At 72.8% G+C, this 17,004-nt stretch carries 11 protein-coding genes; 2 read left to right on the top strand and 9 right to left on the bottom strand.

Translation table 11 applies throughout. The annotated features are described in order from the left end of the window. Positions 1 to 2 precede the first annotated feature (2 nt). The 6 genes from VMJ70_04025 to VMJ70_04050 form a co-directional block, all read right to left on the bottom strand. The gene (locus tag VMJ70_04025; protein HTO90275.1) at positions 3 to 1,397 is read right to left on the bottom strand and encodes a hypothetical protein; all 1,395 of its coding nucleotides are present in this window, start codon (positions 1,395 to 1,397) and stop codon (positions 3 to 5) included. Further along, the gene (locus VMJ70_04030; protein ID HTO90276.1) at positions 1,394 to 2,170 is read right to left on the bottom strand and encodes a hypothetical protein; all 777 of its coding nucleotides are present in this window, start codon (positions 2,168 to 2,170) and stop codon (positions 1,394 to 1,396) included. The genes VMJ70_04025 and VMJ70_04030 overlap by 4 nt, the downstream gene beginning before the upstream one ends. Further along, positions 2,167 to 3,807, bottom strand: a complete 1,641-nt coding sequence (locus VMJ70_04035; protein ID HTO90277.1) for a hypothetical protein — start codon at positions 3,805 to 3,807, stop codon at positions 2,167 to 2,169. Before VMJ70_04035 ends, VMJ70_04030 begins: the two co-directional genes overlap by 4 nt. 270 nt (positions 3,808 to 4,077) lie before the next feature. Beyond that, positions 4,078 to 6,216 carry a hypothetical protein gene (locus VMJ70_04040; protein HTO90278.1) on the bottom strand — a complete coding sequence of 713 codons (2,139 nt, stop codon included), beginning with the start codon at positions 6,214 to 6,216 and terminating at the stop codon, positions 4,078 to 4,080. Positions 6,217 to 6,288: 72 nt separating this feature from the next. Further along, positions 6,289 to 6,798: a DUF4388 domain-containing protein gene (locus tag VMJ70_04045; GenBank protein ID HTO90279.1), complete on the bottom strand. Its 510-nt coding sequence runs from the start codon at positions 6,796 to 6,798 to the stop codon at positions 6,289 to 6,291. After that, positions 6,795 to 7,709: a CDP-alcohol phosphatidyltransferase family protein gene (locus VMJ70_04050; GenBank protein HTO90280.1), complete on the bottom strand. Its 915-nt coding sequence runs from the start codon at positions 7,707 to 7,709 to the stop codon at positions 6,795 to 6,797. Before VMJ70_04050 ends, VMJ70_04045 begins: the two co-directional genes overlap by 4 nt. 305 nt (positions 7,710 to 8,014) lie before the next feature. Between VMJ70_04050 and VMJ70_04055 the strand changes: the two genes are divergently transcribed. Beyond that, positions 8,015 to 9,901 (top strand): hypothetical protein, encoded by a 1,887-nt coding sequence (locus VMJ70_04055; protein HTO90281.1) that lies wholly within the window; start codon positions 8,015 to 8,017, stop codon positions 9,899 to 9,901. Further along, positions 9,898 to 10,572 (top strand): hypothetical protein, encoded by a 675-nt coding sequence (locus VMJ70_04060; protein HTO90282.1) that lies wholly within the window; start codon positions 9,898 to 9,900, stop codon positions 10,570 to 10,572. Before VMJ70_04055 ends, VMJ70_04060 begins: the two co-directional genes overlap by 4 nt. Before the next feature lie 10 nt (positions 10,573 to 10,582). Here VMJ70_04060 and ppdK read toward each other — a convergent pair whose 3' ends face one another. The 3 genes from ppdK to VMJ70_04075 all read right to left on the bottom strand — a co-directional run bounded on the left by ppdK (position 10,583) and on the right by VMJ70_04075 (position 16,960). Continuing rightward, complete coding sequence (gene ppdK / locus VMJ70_04065; GenBank protein ID HTO90283.1) at positions 10,583 to 13,462, bottom strand: pyruvate, phosphate dikinase; 2,880 nt, start codon at positions 13,460 to 13,462, stop codon at positions 10,583 to 10,585. A 64-nt stretch (positions 13,463 to 13,526) separates the two neighbouring features. After that, positions 13,527 to 15,647, bottom strand: coding sequence for a pitrilysin family protein (locus VMJ70_04070; protein HTO90284.1), 2,121 nt, complete (start codon positions 15,645 to 15,647; stop codon positions 13,527 to 13,529). After that, positions 15,644 to 16,960 (bottom strand): pitrilysin family protein, encoded by a 1,317-nt coding sequence (locus VMJ70_04075; protein ID HTO90285.1) that lies wholly within the window; start codon positions 16,958 to 16,960, stop codon positions 15,644 to 15,646. Before VMJ70_04075 ends, VMJ70_04070 begins: the two co-directional genes overlap by 4 nt. Between the last annotated feature and the right edge of the window lie 44 nt (positions 16,961 to 17,004).

The raw sequence follows: 17,004 nt of genomic DNA on the forward strand, positions 1-17,004 counted from the left end.
CCTCAGGATGTCGCGCCCTTCAAGCGCGCGCTTCGTGCCCAGCGTAGCGACCATTGCGTGCGCGACGGCGGCCTCGCCGCCGCGGTGTAACTCCAGCCGGCCCGCATGCGTCCCGCCGGGCCCGGCAGATTCAGCTCCACTCGCGTTCGCTCGCCGACCCCCGACAGGGCGCGCAACACCACGCGATCACTGTCGAATTCCGGCAGCCTGAGACTCTCGCCCGACCCCGATCGAAACACCGCGTGCTCGATGCGAAGCCGCGCGCCGTGGGGCCCAAGCCCCTCGACGGCGGCGCGGCTCATCCCCCGCGCCGGTTCACGCGCGAACGCCTCGCCGCCCCAGGCTTCGAGGCGCATCTCGAGGCGCACGTGCTCCGAGCCGCCTCGCCACTCTCCCCACCAGCCCTGGCGCATGCCGCGTGGCGCGGCACCCTCGCGGCGCACCCCGTGCTGCTCTTCGACACCGAGCCTCAGCACGGCATGGTGATCCAAACGGAACCCCACTTCAAGCACCGCACGCGCGCCCGTGCCGCCCGATCCGAAGCGCCACAGAGCGGCCGCGGCGCGTGGCCGAATGAAATTCAGCCCCCGCTCCCAGCTCACTCCGAGCGCCTGGGAAGGGCCGCTGCGAGACGGCGCCAGCAGCGACCGGAAGCCTCCTGATCCGGCGCGTGCGGACACTCCCAGGCGTCCGCTCGGGCGCGACACCAGCGCCGACAACTCGCCGCGCCAGCGCCCGGCGCGATCCCCCGCCAGCTCGGCCCCGAGCGAATCGGATTCGAGCGAGAGCCCGGCTCCCGCGAGGCCTGCGTGCGTCGCGGCCGCGCTCAAGCCCGCGATCCCGGCGCCGACCCGCATCGCCGCCACGTCGCGGCGGGCAAAGCGGCCGGCCAGCGCCTCGAGTCGGACCGGTCCGCCGGCCTCGGCCCAGGCGACGTCGCCGCGCGGCCCGGTCCGCAGGCGGTCCTCGCTCTCGACGCGGGCATCGCTCCACGGCGCCCGCGGCGAGCCCACCAGCCAGCCGCGCCCCCACTGCGGCGCGTTGCGGCCGACGCGCCAGGCGAAGGTTTCCGAGCGCCCGCCGACGTCGGCGCCATCGAGCGGATCGTCGCCGCCTTCGCGCAGCGTGCCGTCGAGATCCGCGCCGCTGAAACGGAGTGCGCGCGCTCTCCGCACCGTCGAGTTCCCGCGCCCGTCGAGCCCGAGCTCCACCTCGACGCTTCCCGCGGCCATCGAATCGGCGCGCTCGTACGTCACGTCGGTGTTGTCGGGAGCGTCGACCGGCGGATCGATTTCATCGGCGAGCGCGAGCGCCGCGGCGAATGGCAGCGCGAGCGCCGCGGCGAGCGGCAGCGCGAGCGCGAATGCCGGCGCCAGGGCCGCGGCGCGCGCGTTCACGAGTCCGGCCGGCGCCGCTCGAGGGCGAGGCTCATCCGCACCGTCGGCGCGAGCACCGGGTGGCCGTCCACCTGGCTCGCGACGCGGAGCGCGCCGACCGTGGCCTCGATCCCCACACCTCCTCGCAGCGGCTGGTCGCGCAGCTCGGTCCACGCCGTGATGCCGGCGAGCGCGAGCGACAGCCGTGCAGCGTGCGCCGCGGGCTCGACGATTCCCTGGCGGGGCGCCTCGCGCTCGAGCCCGAGCGCCACGCCGCCGGCCGCCCACTCGACCCCCGCCGTGAGCCCGCGCGGCAGCGGCGGACTCTCGCCGGCGAGGAACGCCTGCGGCGCGCTGGCCCAGATTCGCATGGGCCCGAGGCTCATCCAGCCGCCCATGCCGGTCTCGACGCCGACCGCGGGCAGCTCCACCGGCGATTCGTGATCCCGGCGCACGACCGCGCGCGCCGCGGCGCCCGCGACGCGGTCGGCGATTCCGAGCGCGAGGCCCGCGGCGTTCCAGCCCAGCGCGTCGTCGCCGGCGCTCGCGACTCCGGCCTCGGCCGCGACACCGCGGAAGGCGCCGCCCGCGATCAGCGAGCGCGCGGTCATGGCCAGCGGCCAGCGCGTGAGGAGCGTCGCCAGCGACGCGCCGGTGGCGCCATTCGGCAGCGCGCGCTCGAGCAGCGCTCCGGGGCCGAGCGTGGCGCGCGAAGTGGGAGCGGCGAACTCCTGCGCGATCGCGACCGCCGGCAGCGCCATGGCGAGCATCGCGAGCACCGAGGCCGTGGTCACGGCGCCGGCGCCACGACCCGGAGCGCACGCGTCTCGGTGAGTCGCTCACCGCCGCTTTCGGCCAGCGCCTGGAGCGAGGCCCAGAAGAAGCCGGGCGGCGCGGCCCCGAGCGACAGGTCGCGCACGCCGCGCCCGGCGGTCGAGATCTCGGGGAGGAGCGTGGCGACGCGGCGACCGTTGAGATCGTACAGCGTGACGCTCACCCGGGCGCGCGGCCACGGCAGGGACCATTCGAGATGGAGCGAGCCGGTCGGGCCCACCCGCGCCGGCGAGAGCGCGAAATGGCCGGCGACCGGCGGCAACGCCCGCGGCGGCTGGAGCGGGCTGCCGCGCGGATCGAGTGAGGGCTGCCAGAGTCCGTCGCGGCGCTCGATCGGCACCCCGGCCGGAACTCCGGATGCGCGGTAGGGGACGCGATCGCTCACCACGTCGTCGGCCTCGCGCAGCGTCGCGATGTCGGCGATGCCGGCGTCGTCGTCGGTGTTGTTGAGCGCGGCCCAGGGGCTCACCCGCCAGACGCGATTCGGATCGAGCTCGGGGCGGGCACCGAGCAGCGCGAGGCGATCCTGCGCGAACACCGCCAGGCTGTCGGGCGCGAGCGGGCCCAATCCTTCGCTCGGCACGCCGCGCGTGCTGCCGCGGTCCGCGAGCGTGAAGGCGGCGGGATCCAGTGGCAGCGCGGATTGATTTCGAACTTCGACCCACTCCCCCTCGCCATCGGCGGGATGGAACTGAATCTCGGTGAGTGCCAGGGGGCCGGGACCGAATCGCGCCCGCAGCGAATCGCGGTCGTCGTCGGGATTGCCGTCGGCGACGACCGCCAGATCCACCCACAGACGCTGTTTCCCGGCCGGCAGCGCGGCAAGATCGAGCGCGAACCCGAGCGTGTCGCCGGGCGAGAGGCCAGGCGAGGCCCACGGCTCCTGACTCGTCGTGGCGGATCCGCCCGGCCCATCGAGCGGCTCGACGTCGAGCGTGATGGCAACGTCGCTGGTCGCAACCCAATCGCGACCGCGATTGACGATTCGCCCGGTGAGCCGCGCGGAACCGCCGGCATCCGGGCGCTCGGGGTCGAGCGCCAGCGATCCGGGCAAGAGCGCGAGATCGCGGCGCGGCTGGTTCTCGCGCCCGGGCGAAGGCGCCGCCGCGCGGAAGTCGAGCGCGTTGCTGCCGAGATCCGCGTCGTCGGGCATGCGCGAAAGCGACAGCCCGGCAGCCACGTCCGCAGCCGGTGCGCCGCAGGAATACTCGGGATAGGCGAGCGCGCCATAGCCCACGACCTCGCTCGCGCCGTCCGGCCACACCATGCGCACGGCGTCGGGCCCGTTCTGCAGGTCGAGCACCACGAGCCGCTGCGGCGCGGGCGAAACGCGCGCCCCGCCGATCACGAAGCGGGCGCCGGCGGGAATCGAATCCTCACCGGTCCCGCTCCACCGCAGCGACCACCGATCCGGTCCCGCGCCGTCGCCAGCCTCGAGCCGTGCGCCGGCGAGCGACAGCGTGGCGGCGGTGGGGTTGAACAGCTCGACGAACTCGTTGCCGGTGTCGTCACCGATGGCGTCGTAGAACACCTCGGTGACGATCGCGTGTGCGGGCGGCACGCAGGTGGTCGCCGCCGCGAGAAACAGGCCCCACACGGGCGAGAGCTCTCCCACCCGGGGGCGGGATCAGGACGATTCAGGGACGCGCGGCGCGGCTCGACCGGCGATCAGCGCAAGCGACGTGCCTTCATGGGTGGCGCTTTGGCGCTACGAGGGAAAGGTCCATCGGGAGGGCTCCGCGCCGAGCGGAAAGAGGACAGGACGTCCGGCGCTCAGCGCAGCGAGCGAGTCGGCGCCCGGATGGCACCGACGAGCCTACCCGACCAGGGGACCTTTCCCTCGAAGCGCCCGGCCCTCGCCGATCTGCTACGGCAGCCCTCTCCGCCTGCGCCAGCCCCATTCGACGCCGAGCGCGCCGACGATCGCGGCGAAGGTCCACGGCGATTCCCACAGCCGTCGCGACTGACCCCGCCCGCGCGCCAGCTCGCGCGTCGGCATGTCGCGCGCCCAGCGCTCGATTCCTCCCGCCTCGGTCGAGCGCCCGCCGCTCGCCGCGGCGAGCTGCGCGAGCCCCACGCTGTCGGCGGCGGTTCGCGCCTCCTCGAGGCTCCAGCGATCCACCGCGACCTCGCTCGTGCCGCGGCCCAGCTCGTGGCCACCCTGCTCGGCGCGCACCGCGATCCGATAGCGGCCGGGCGGCAGATCGTCCAGCTCCGCCTCGTAGCTGCCGGCATCGCGCGCGGTGAAGGTCACGCTGCGCGCGCCTCCGTTCTCGGCGCGAACCTCGCCGCTCACCGTGGCGCCGGCCAACGGGTGGAGCGCCGCGTCCTGCACCGTGGCCAACCAGCGCACGGGTTCGCCACTGGAAGCCAGCCAGCGGTCCGGCCGCACCCGCACCGGCTCGCCCTGCACCGGCTCGGCGAGCCAGCGCACCAGGCGCCGCCACAACGCGCGGCCGCGTTCATCGCCGTTCTCGTCCTGTGCGGCCAGCGACCAGCGCCACAGCCCGACGCCGTTCACCATCAGCACCGGGCCGCGCCCGATCCGGCGCGTGAACAGCAGCGGCGGCCCGGAGCCGGGAGTCGCAAGCAGCACGCGATCGCCGGCGCCGGGCTGGATCGGCGCCACGTCGGTGAGCGGGGCCGCCGACCGCCACGCCGCGTCGCCGCGGGCGGGATCCGGGTCCCACGCCAGCAGCTCGCGGCCTTCGGGGGTGGGCACCGGGGTTCCCGGCCGGCCGGCGAGCGCGCCCTCGAGGTCGACGTGGAGCTGCGCCCCGAGCGCACCCGCCCGATGGCGCGAAAGACCGGGAGGCGCGCCGCCCAGCACCAGCAGACCGCCGCCCGAGCGGGCGAAGTCGAGCAGCGCGCGATCCATCACGTCGCCGAGATCGGTGCCGGTGAGCGCGTCCAGCACGACCACCGAGATGCCGCGCAGATCTTCCGGCGAAGGAGCGCCACGCCGGCGGCGCGTTTCGATCGCACGCCAGCCCTCGCGTTCGCGTGACAGGGTGGTGAGCGCCAGGCTCGAATCGCCCGCCAGCGAACGGCGCAGGAACGAGAGGTCCCAGTTGAGGCTCCCGGTCAGCACCAGCACGCCGAGCTTGCCGGGCGCCACGTCCACCGCCACCTGTCGCGCGTTGTTGGCGAAGTCCATTTCCCCCGCAATCGAATCCACCCGCGCGGTCCACACCGCGAGCCCGGCCCGCGGCGGCGTCACGGTGAGCTCGGCGGTGGCCTCGGCGCCCGGTCCCGGCGCGGGCACCACCGCGCGCGCGAGCACTCGCCCGCCGTCGAGCAGCGAGACCGGCAGCGGCAGCCCGCGCGGCTCGCCCGACGTGACGTGGACCCGGATCGGCGTGGGCTCGCCAACCCGCGCGATGCTCGAGCCCTCGACCTCCGTGATCACTCGATCGGGACCGGATCCGCCCACGATCACGGCGTGCACGGGTACGCCCAGCTCGCGCGCGGCCGTCAGGGGATCGTCGCCGCGATTGCTCACCCCGTCACTCACCACCACCACCGCGCTCGCGCCTTCGCCCGACGGCGAGCGCCCGAGCTCGTTGAGCGCCGTGCCGAGCCCGGTGCCGGAGCCGCTGCCGACGCCGGTCGAGTCGAGTGCCAGGCGGCTCGCGAAATCGAGCACCTCGACGCGGGCGCGACCACGCCAGGCGCTCTTGAGATCAGCGACCGCCCGCGCGGCGAGCGCCGCGCGCGATGGCCCGCCCGCGGCGGCGGGCAGGTTCATGCTGCGCGAACGATCGAGCAGCACCACGACCCGCGCCGACTCCCCTCCCACGCGCTCCAGCACCGGTTGAGCCAGCAGCCAGATCAACGCCAGAAGCGCGAAGGCGCGAAGCAGCGGCAGCAATCGCTTGGCCAGCGCCGGCAGCGGCGGAATCGCGATGCGGTAGGCCCACAGCGCGAGCGCGCCGAGCGCCACGCTCAGCAGGGTCAGCCAGATCCACGGAGCGTTGGGTGCGAGATGGAGAGACAGGTCGGACATGGGCGGAACGCTCAGCGTCCCATTCCGGCGGGCGGCCGGTCAACGTGCGGTCGATGCGGGGTTCGGAGTTTGTCAGACCGCTCCGCCGGCGGCGCGCTGCTGGTCGGCGTGGCGCAGTCCCTCGAGGATCAGGCGGTCCAGCTCAAGGTCGAGCTGAATGTCCTCGGTCTGCACTCGATCGCCGGGGTAGAAACGAAAGCGCCCCTCCCGCCACAGCAGCACGCCGTAGACGATCCGCCGCAGCACTTCGCGCACCGCCTGCTGGAGCTGGTCGGGCGAGATGGCGCCGGCCGCCACCAGCATGGTGCCGAGGCGCTCGCCGGGCTGATCCTTCTGGATCGCGAGCGCCAGGTCGAGCGCGTCCTGAGAGATCATGCCGCGGTGCACCAGCACCTCGCCGGCGCGCACCGCGGCGCCCGAGGTGCGCGCGAACACCGGACGGCCGCGCTCGATGAAGAGCTCGACGATCTCGCGCGGGCGTTCGAGCTCGAGCCGTCCGTTGGCCTGCGCGAGCTGCAGCATCTGCAGCACCTCGGTGGGGAAGAAGTGGCGGAGGTCGCCCTCGAGCGCCGGATCGCTCAATGCCCGCTCCAGCGCACGTCGCCCACCACCCGCCCCGCGGCCTCCACCCGGCCGGTCAACAGCCGCAGATTGTGCCAGCCCAGCACGATCACGTGCGCCACCGTGACCGCGAGCAGCACGCCCAGCGCGATCTCGGTGAGCGGCACGAGGCGCGCCGCGAGCGCCCCGCGTACCACGTGCAGCAGTGTGAGCAGTCCCACCAGCGCGCTCAGCACCACTCCGGTCAGCCGGCCGAACAGCGTGGGCTGGATGCGCACCGGGCCCACGAACAGATAGAGCCACGCGCCGCCCGCCAGCAGGATGCCGTAGCGAAGTCCGGCCATCGCGAACGCCCAGCCGGGCAGCAATCCCGCGGCGTACAGTCCGGCGAAAATGGCGAGATTGAAGACGATGTCCACCACCGGATCGAGCACGGTCCCGAGCGGCGTGCACTGATCCCAGCGCCGCGCCAGCGCGCCATCCGCAACGTCGGAAAGGGCCGCGATCACGAACGCCGAGAGCGCCAGCAGGAAGCGGCGCTCGAGCAGGAACAGCAGGATGCCGGGGAGCATCGCCAGCCGCAGCAGGGTGAGCGCGATCGGCAGATTGATCGCCGACAGCCGGAAGCCCCGGCGGTCGCGAAGCAGGTCGAGCGAAGCGCTCACGCCGGCGAACGAGATGAGGATCATCGCCGCGGTGAGCAGGAACACTTCCACCCCGAGCTGCGGCTCGAGCCGCAACGCGACTGCCGCCGAGGCCACGAAGTCCACGGCGAAGAACACCAGCGCCAGGCTCCACACGCTGCGCACCGCTCCCGGATTGGAGTCCCATGTGGCCCGGACGTGACGGCTGAGGGCGCGGGCGTAGCCGATCAGCGCGGCCGGGGCGAACCGCTGCCGGCGCAGCTCCTGAAGCTCGGTCTCGATGAACATGCGGCCTCCCGGGTGGCGGACGGTTCGGGCGAAAGAGTACGCCGGCCTCCGGGCCACCCGCAATCGCGGCGCGACGCCCGATGCTAGAGTGACCAGCCGCCGTCACTCGATTCCGTCCGCACGAAACCATTCCGGAAGGGGGCGACCACCTGAAGCGCCTGGGCTTCCTGTCGCTCGCCGCGCTGGTCTCGTGCTCGCCGGGCCCGCGCACCGCCGCGCCCGCCTTCGATCCCGAGCGAATTCCCGAGGCCTTCCGGCGGGCGAGCGGCGCCCTGATGGAACCGGGCGGGACGCGAGCCTGGCGCTTGACCGCGGAGGGTGGCTTCGACAACGGGGCCTGGCAGCTGCGGATGTCTCCTTCCGCCGGCGGCCTCGCCGCCGCGCCTCCGTCCCGAATCGCCGCTGAAGCGCGCTGGCTTCCGGTCCTGCGCTGGTCGCGCGCGGGGGCGGGCGTGCGCTGGGATTTTCTGGCGGTCGCAAGGGCCCTGACCGCGCCGCGCGATTCACAGCTGGTCGCGGTTGTCGAAATCACGGCCACGAACGACTCGACGGCGCCGGTCGCGGCGCGACTCGACCTGGTTCTCGCCCGGCGCGACGCGACGCCGGGATACGCGGCGTGGGACGCCGGTGAGGTCGCCCCGCGATGGGGTGGCGCCCGGTCGAGCCGCGTGGCGCACGCGTGGGCGGAGGGCGCGTCGGGCGACTCGCTGGCCGAAACCTGGAATCTGGCGCCCGGCGGGAAACGGACGATTCGGCTGGTGCTCCCCTCCTATCCCATGCCCGAGCGCGAGCTCGCGCGCTGGGCCGATCGTCCGGCCGCCGCGCTCGCCGAGGACGAGCGGCGGCACTGGAGCGCCGAGCTCGAGCGTGGCGCCCGGTTCGAGCTCAGCGATCCTGAAGTCGAGAACGCTTTGCGCGCGGCGATGGTGGTGCTGCTCTGCTGCCGGGAACGTCAATCCGGGGTCTGGGTCCCGATCGGCGGGCCGTTCCAGTATCGCGACGTCTGGCTGCGCGACGGCGCGCGCGCGATCGCGGCGCTCTCGGTCGCGGGTCAGACCGAGGTCGCGCGCCGACTCACCGCGGGTTTGCTGGCGTTCCAGTGGCCGAACGGCGCGTTCCTCAGCCAGCGCGGACAGCTCGACGGCACCGGGCAGGCACTGTGGGCGATGGAACAGTGCCTGTTGCGCCCGGCGCCCGCGCCGGAGCTTCAGCGCTTCGCGGAGTCGGCGATGCGCGCCCACCGCTGGCTGGATGCCGAGCGCGAGCGGGGCGATCCCGCCCACGAGCGATTCCCACGCATGCTGCCGTTCGCCGAACCGCGCGACGCCGAGCTGACGCGGGCACAGCTCCTTGGCAACGACGCCTGGGCGATCGCCGGCGAGCGCGCGGCGGCGCGCCTGCTCGCGGCGGCGCGTCGGTCAGACGACGCGCGCGAGGTCGAATCGGCGCGCGACCGCTATCGGGTCGAGTTCGCCGCGGCTCTCGAGAAGAGCGGGCAGCCCGATCTCCCGCCCTCCTGGCAGGGCGTGGGGCGCGACTGGGGCGCCTACGCCGCGGCCTGGCCATGCGGCGCGATCCCGCCGGGCGATGCGCGCGCCGCCAGGTTCGCCGAGCGCGTCTGGCGCGAAGGCGGCGGCGCGGGGCTCACGTTCTACGCCTCGCCCGATTCCTTGCACGGCTATCTCGGCGCCGATCTCGGCGTGTGGGCGATGCTCGCGGGACGGCGCGCCGAAGCCGAAAGCGTGCTCGCCGCCCAGCTCCGCTGGCGCACCGCGAGCGGCGGCGGCGCCGAGTTGTTCAGCCGCGACGGCGATTTCGGCGTCAATTTCCCGCCGCACCCGAGCGCCGCCGCCTCGCTGTGGATGCTGGTGCGGAACGCGGTGATCTTCGATGACGACGACACGCTCCGACTGACGCTCGGCGCGCGCGATCGCTGGTGGCAGGGGGCGAAGATCACCCGCGCCCCGACCCGATGGGGCGCGCTGCAGCTCGAGTTCTCCCGGCACGGAAGCGAGGCCCGCTGGGCCTGGAGCCAGGTCCCGGTCTGGACCACGCTCACGCTCCCGCCTGGCACGCGCCTGGCCGCGCCGCCGGCGGCTCCGCTCCGTGGCGCCGCCGGCGACACGCGCGTGCTCGCCCCACCCGGCTCTCGGTCGGCGATCGCGACGATCGTGGAGCCGGTGGACCGATGAAGCGTTCCCGCCCCGTCCGGCCGAAGTCACGCCTCGCGCCGCGACCGGCCGGCCGCGACGCCGCGACGCGCCGGCGTGGAGCGCGAGTGCCGTGGCTGCTCGGCTCGCTGACCCTGGCGGTTCTGGCGGCATTCGCCGCGTGGCGCGCGATGCCCGGCCGTCGCGAGGCGCGCCCGACCGGGCTCCCGTCGGTCTCGGCGTCCGCGGCGCTGGATTCGCTCCAGGCCCTCGACGACCAGGGACGCTCCTACGACCTGGTTCCCTACGCGCGGCTGCTCATGTCGCTCGCGCCCCAGAATTCGTTCGAGTTCCACGCGCGCTTTGCCGCCGCGCTCCAGAACGCGGCGATCGAGTCGCGACGGCAGGACGGAGTGTTGCGACCGCGGACGCGCTCATCGGTCGAGCGAATCGGCTTCCTGCGCGAGACGCTGAGCGAGCTGGATCGCGCCGAGGCGCTGGCACCCGATGCCGAGCGCCGCGGCGCGGTCGCCACCACGCGCGCCGAGGTGCTCGGGCTCTGGGGCTTCGAGCGTGAATCCCTGCTCGAGTTCCGGCGCGCCAACCGCTTCCATCCACTCGACCAGAAGGCACTGGGCGAAGCGGCCTGGGTGCGCGCCATGCTCGCCGATCCGACCCAGGCGATCCCCTCGCCCGCCAATCCCGTACGCTGACCGGGGCCGGTCAGCGCTGGTCGCTGCCGGCGGCGCGCCCCCGGACCGCGGCCTGAGCCGCCGCGAGCCGCGCGATCGGAACCCGGAACGGCGAGCAGGAGACGTAGTTGAGCGCCGCGCCGTCGCAGAATTCCACGCTGGCCGGATCGCCCCCGTGTTCGCCGCAGATGCCGATCTTCAGGCTGGCTCGCTGCGCCCGGCCGCGATCCACCGCCCACTTCATGAGCGCGCCGACGCCCTCGACGTCGATCGAGACGAACGGATCGGCCGCCAGCACCTTGCGCGCCACGTACTCGGGCAGGAACTTGCCAGCATCGTCGCGCGAGAAGCCGAACGTCATCTGAGTGAGGTCGTTGGTGCCGAACGAGAAGAACTCGGCGACCTCGGCGACGCGATCGGCGGTGATCGCGGCGCGCGGCACCTCGATCATGGTGCCGACCAGGTATTCGACCCTCTGGCCCGAACGCGCGAGGACGTCTTCCGCCACCCGGCGAACGATCGCCGCCTGGTCCTTCAACTCGTTCACGTGACCGACCAGCGGAATCATCACCTCGGGCACCACGCGCACGCCCTTCTTCGCGCACTCGGTGGCGGCCTCGAAGATCGCGCGCGCCTGCATCTCGGTGATCTCGGGATAGGTGATGCCGAGACGGCAGCCGCGATGGCCGAGCATGGGGTTGAATTCGTGCAGCTCTTCGACCCGCTGGAGCAGGTCGGGCAGGCCGCGCTTCAAGCCGGCGACGGTGAGCCGGTACTGCTTGGCCATCTCCTTCTTCTGGGCCGGAGTGGCGCGGGGCAGTCGCGCGATGTCCACCATCAGGTCCTCGCGCTTGGGCAGGAACTCGTGGAGCGGCGGATCGAGGGTGCGAATCGTGACCGGGTAGCCGTCCATCGCCGTGAACAGGCCGCGGAAGTCGGCGCGCTGGAGCGGCAGGAGCTTCGCCAGCGCCTGCCGGTACTCGCGCTCGGGACCGGCCAGCTGCTTCTTGAGCGCCGCGATCTCCGGCCGGATCCGCGCGGCGGCCAGCCGATCGGCGCCCTCGAGCTCCGCGGTCTTCGCGGCGAGCCGCTCGCGCAGCAGCTTGGCGCGCGGCGCGCTCATGATCATCTGCACCACCCACGGCAGGCGATCCTCGGCGAAGAACATGTGCTCGGTGCGGCACAGCCCGATCCCTTCGGCCCCGAACGCGCGCGCCTGTTTCGCGTCGCGCGGAATGTCGGCGTTGGCGCGCACCTTGAGACGCCGCAGCTCGTCGGCCCAGCCCATGAAGGTGCCGAACTCGCCGGTCACCTCGGCTTCGATCGTCGGCGCCTGCCCCAGGTAGACGCGCCCGGTCGAGCCGTCGATCGAGAGCCACTCGCCTTCGCGCACCGTGCGGCCTTCCACGGTCAGCGAGCGTGCCCGGTCGTCGACGCGGATCCCGCCCGCGCCGCACACGCACGGCGTGCCCATGCCGCGCGCCACCACCGCCGCGTGGGAGGTGAGCCCGCCGGTCGAGGTGAGAATGCCCTGCGCGGCGTCCATGCCGTGAATGTCGTCGGGAGTGGTCTCCTTCCTCACCAGCAGCACCTTCTTCCCGTCATGACCCCACTCGGCGGCGGTGTCGGCGTCGAACACCGCCATGCCGACTGCCGCGCCCGGCGACGCGGCGAGTCCGGTGGCGAGCAGCGGGAGCTTCGCCTTCGGATCGAGGCGCGGGTGAAGCAGCTGATCGAGCGACGCGGGCTCCACGCGCAGCACGGCTTCCTCGCGTGAGATCAGGCCCTCGCCCACCATCTCCACGGCGATCCGCACCGCGGCCTGCGCGGTGCGCTTGCCGGTGCGGGTCTGGAGCAGGAACAGGCGGCTGTCCTCGATCGTGAACTCGAAGTCCTGCACGTCGCGATAGTGCTTCTCGAGGCGCTTGGTGATCTCGTGGAGCTGGCGGAACGCCGACGGCATCTCGCGCTCGAGATCGGAGATCGGATGCGGAGTGCGCACGCCCGCCACCACGTCCTCACCCTGCGCGTTGGTGAGGTACTCGCCGTAAAACTGATTCTCGCCGGTGGCCGGATTGCGCGTGAACCCCACGCCGGTCGCCGAGGTCTCGCCCATGTTGCCGAACACCATGGCCTGCACGTTGACGGCGGTGCCGAGATCGTCCGAGATGCGATTCTGCTTGCGGTAGTAGATCGCGCGATCGTTCATCCACGAGCGGAACACCGCGTCGCGCGCGAGCGTGAGCTGTTCGCGGGGTTCCTGCGGGAATTCACGGCCGGTGCGCTTCCTGACCAGCGCCTTGAATTCGCCGACCAGCTTCTCGAGATCCGCAGTCGAGAGGTCCTGGTCGGTCTTCGCCTTGCGGCGACGCTTGAACGACTCGAGGTGCTCCTCGAAGTCGCGCTTCTCGAGCCCGAGCACCACCGAGCCGAACATCTGCAGGAACCGCCGGTAGCAGTCCCAGGCGAAGCGGGAATTCCCGGTTCGCTCGGCGAGCCCGTGGACCGAGCGGTCGTTGAGCCCGAGGTTGAGGACGGTGTCCATCATGCCGGGCATCGAGAACTTGGCGCCCGAGCGTACCGACACGAGCAGTGGGTCGCGGGCCTCGCCCAGGGTCTTCGCCATGCGACGCTCGAGCTGCGCCAGCGCCGCGTCCTGCTGCGCCTCGAAGCCTTGGGGCAGCGTGCGACCGTGGGCGTAGTACCAGCGGCAGACTTCGGTGCTGATGGTGAACCCTGGCGGCACCGGCACGCCGGCGTTGGTCATCTCGGCGAGCCCGGCGCCCTTGCCGCCGAGCAGGTCGCGCATCGAGGCGTTCCCGTCCGCCTTTCCCTCACCGAACGCGAAGACAAAGGTGGTGGTGGCGGCGGGTTCGGCGGTGGTCATCACTTCGGCAGGGCTCTCCGTCACGGGCTTCGCTCCTCCTTGATGTGGGTCGAGGGCAGGATAGTCGCCGCCCGCCGCCGCCTCAAACTCAGTTCTTGGGCTGTCCCGAGCTGGCCGGACGCTGGAATTCGGTGTCCGGAATGTCGCTGTTCAGCTCGGCGCGCGTCACCTTGAGCTGCAGCACCGTGCGGTCCTCGATCTGGCGCTCCTCCTCGAACGGCAGCAGCACGCCGTCCACCCTGCGCAGGTCGCGATAGATCCTTCGCGCCATCAGCCGGCTGCCGCGACCGCTTTCCTCGTTCTGATCCATCCCTATCACCCGGGCGCTGTCGGGACTCAAGTAGAGACGGCGGCGCTCTCCTCCCAGCGTCACGTCGAGCACGTGTACCTCGCGGCCGTCGAGCCGGGCCGCCCCGCGCGAGGCCAGCTTGGCCTGCGGATCGGCCAGCGAGAGGAGCAGGTGCGGCACGTCCGAGCTGAAGCCCGATTTCAGCGCGCGTAGTCCGATCGAATCGGCGTCCTGGAGACTCCCGTCGGGCGCCAGCGACCATGCGCGATCGCCGTTCAGCACCTGGCGGGTTTCGAACGATTCGAATGAGGTCAGGAACACCATGCGGTCCGGCTCCTTTCGGAGCTGCCGCATCTGCCCGTGCAGGGCGCGGCCCTCGAGCTGAATGGTCATGTCGCATTCCAACAACGAGCTTTTGATCGCCCGGAGCTTCTGCAGTCCGCCGTGCGCCGCGATCGCTCGCGCCGCCCACTCCTTCCCCAGCCGCTCGTCGTCCGGCGTCGGGGCTTGCATCGTGTCGCGTTCCGCCAGCGAGAGCTCGGCCGGGGGCTGATCGAGGGGAATCACGTCGAGATGGCCGAGCCGCAGGAGCGGGGTGCGGAGCCGCGCGGCCGGCCCGACCACCGCGAGCGCGGGATGATCGAGGTCGAGGCCGCGGGCGAGCGCGGCGCTCACCGAAGCGGGAGTCAGAGCGGCCGCTCGTTCCGGATAGTCGTCGAGCGCGCGAGTGGGATCGTCGCTTTCGAGATCGGCGGCCAGCCATTGCGACAGCAACCCGGCCAGGGTCTCGAAGCGCAACGGATAGGTGGCGATGATCTGATGGCGCAGCGTCGCCAGCGGCTTCTCGGGAACCGTGGCGATCGCGGCGCGCATCGCACGCCTCACGCGCGCCACCGCCGCCGGCACCGAATCGGCCGGCGCCGAGAATCCCACCACCAGCATGCCGCCGGCGCGGACCTGGCTCAGCGCCACGTCGACGTGCGACGGAACGCGCGGCTTGAGCGCCTGCTGGAGCGTGGACTCGAGCAGGCTCGCGCCCGCGATGCGGTCGAGCTGGTCGGCGGCGCCGCTCCCCGGCGTGCGCCAGCCGATCCGCACCTCGGCGTTGGTCATCTCGGGCCGATCGATGAGACGCGAGCGCACCTCGGTCGGGCCGGAAGGCGCAGCCTCGGCCGCCGGCGTGGAGCCCTTCCCCGACCAGTGCGCGAAGGCCTGCTCGGCGAGCGTGAACGCGCGCTCCGCGGTGACGTCGCCGGCGATCCCCAGCACCGCCTGATTGGGGCGGTAGTGGTCGCGGTAGAAGTTTCGGGCGGTCTCACGCGTGGCGCTGAGCAGCGTGCCGAGCGTGCCCCCCGGAGGACGCGCGGCCGCGACTCCCGGCAGCACCGCCGGCCAGATCTGCTCGTCGGCCACCGCCGCCGGATCGAAGTGCTGCTGAACCAGGGCGCGAGCCGCCTGATTGCTGATCGAAAGAAAGCGCGAGTCATCGAACACCGGATTGACCACCGCGTCGGCCAGCAGATCGAGACCGCTGTCGAGATCCTGCGGCAGATACGCCGCCGCGACCGACGCGAACTCACGCGACGCGCTGGCCGCGAAGCTTCCACCCACGCGCTGGAGATCCTGGTCGAACGACGCGGCGGAGCGCGAGGTGGTGCCCTGATCGAGCATGCGCGCCGTGAGCGTGGCGGCGCCGGATTCCGCATCGCCCTCGGCCGACACCCCGGCCGCCAGCCGCAGCTGAACCTGGACGAGCCCGCAGCCGGGCCGGGGGAACACCACCACGCGAAGGCCGTTGCCGAGCGTACGCTGCTGGGGCGGCGCCAGCCGGAACTCGGAAGCCGCCAGCGTGGCTCCCGGCACCGCCAGCGCCAGGACCGCGAACGCGGCGAGCGGCGCGGAAATCTTCCGGGCTCTCATGGACGGCCTCCCGGGGCGGTGGCGCGGGCGGGCAGCGCCCACACGATCGAACGGTGCTGAGAGTCGAGGAACTGCGCCGCCAGCCGATTCACGTCGCGGGGCTCGAGGGCTTCCAGTCGCGCCAGCTGGCGATCGTCGTAGCGCCAGTCGCCGTCGATCATCGCGGCGGCCCCGATCGACTGGGCGCGACCGCGCGACGTCTGTCGATCGAGCCGTGCCGCCAGCAGCAGCGGCTGCTTGGCGCGGAGCAGCTCGTCATCGGAGATCGGATCGCGCGCCAGCCGTTCGACCTCGGCGATCAATGCCCGTTCGACCTTCGCCGAGTCCGCTCCGCTGGCGGGCGTCGCGAGCGCGAACAGCAGCGACGCCTGCCGGCGAGTGTCCACGTCGCATTCCGTCCCCGATGCCAGCGCACTGTCGCCGCTCATGGCCGAGGCGAGCCGGCCGCCCTTGCCTCCCAGCAGGCGCGCCAGCACCTCGAGCTCGACGCCGCACACCGAATCGGCGGGCGCTCGCCAGCCCACCAGCAGGATCGGCACCGGCGACTCGAGGCGGAGGGTCGCGCGCCGCTCGCGCAGTGCCGGGAGCGCCACCGCCGGCGCCGGCCCGGTCGCGCGCTCGGGAATCGCGGCAAACCAGCGCCTGACCTGCGACTCCGCTTCCACCGGATCGAAGCGCCCGACCAGCGTGAGCAGGGCGTTTCCGGGTCCGTACCGGGCCTTCGAGTAGCTGGCGCACGCGGCCGGGGTGAGACGTTCGAAATCGGCCGCCTTTCCCTGCAGCGGCGCCGCGTAACCGTGCGCGCCGAACGCGGTCGCCTCGAGCGTCTGAAGGCCGCGCGTCAGCGGATTGGCCTCGTGCCGGCGTCGCTCGTCGCGCAGCGCCGACTTCTCGGCGGCCACGTTCTCGGCAGTCAGGCGTTGCCCCGCCATCCGATCGGCCTCCAGGTGGATTGCGGTCTCGAGCGCGCCGGCGGCCCCGGTCGAGTAGAAGCACGAGTAGTCCGGCGCGAGAAAGGTGTTGTAGTTCATGCCCTGCTCGCCGAGCAGGCGGGCGTATTCGCCGGGCGCGAAACCGGGCGAGCCGCGAAACATCAGGCGCGCCATCAGGCTGCTGAGCCCCGACTGCCCGGCCGGCTCGTACGCCGTTCCGGCGCGATACCAGACCGCGACGTCCACGCCGGCGGCGAGCGAGTCGGGCGCCATCAGCACGCTCAGGCCGTTGGCGAGCCGAAAAGTCGTGGGCGCGGCCGCTTGGGCGGTGGTCGAAACCGTGAGCGCGACCATCGCGATCCAGATGAACCCGGGTCTCATTCGAGGGTTGCCTTTCCGGGTCACGAGCCCGAGGCGGGTTCGGG

Origin of the sequence: Candidatus Sulfotelmatobacter sp., assembly GCA_035498555.1 — a bacterium.
Taxonomy (GTDB): Bacteria; Eisenbacteria; RBG-16-71-46; order RBG-16-71-46; family RBG-16-71-46; genus DATKAB01.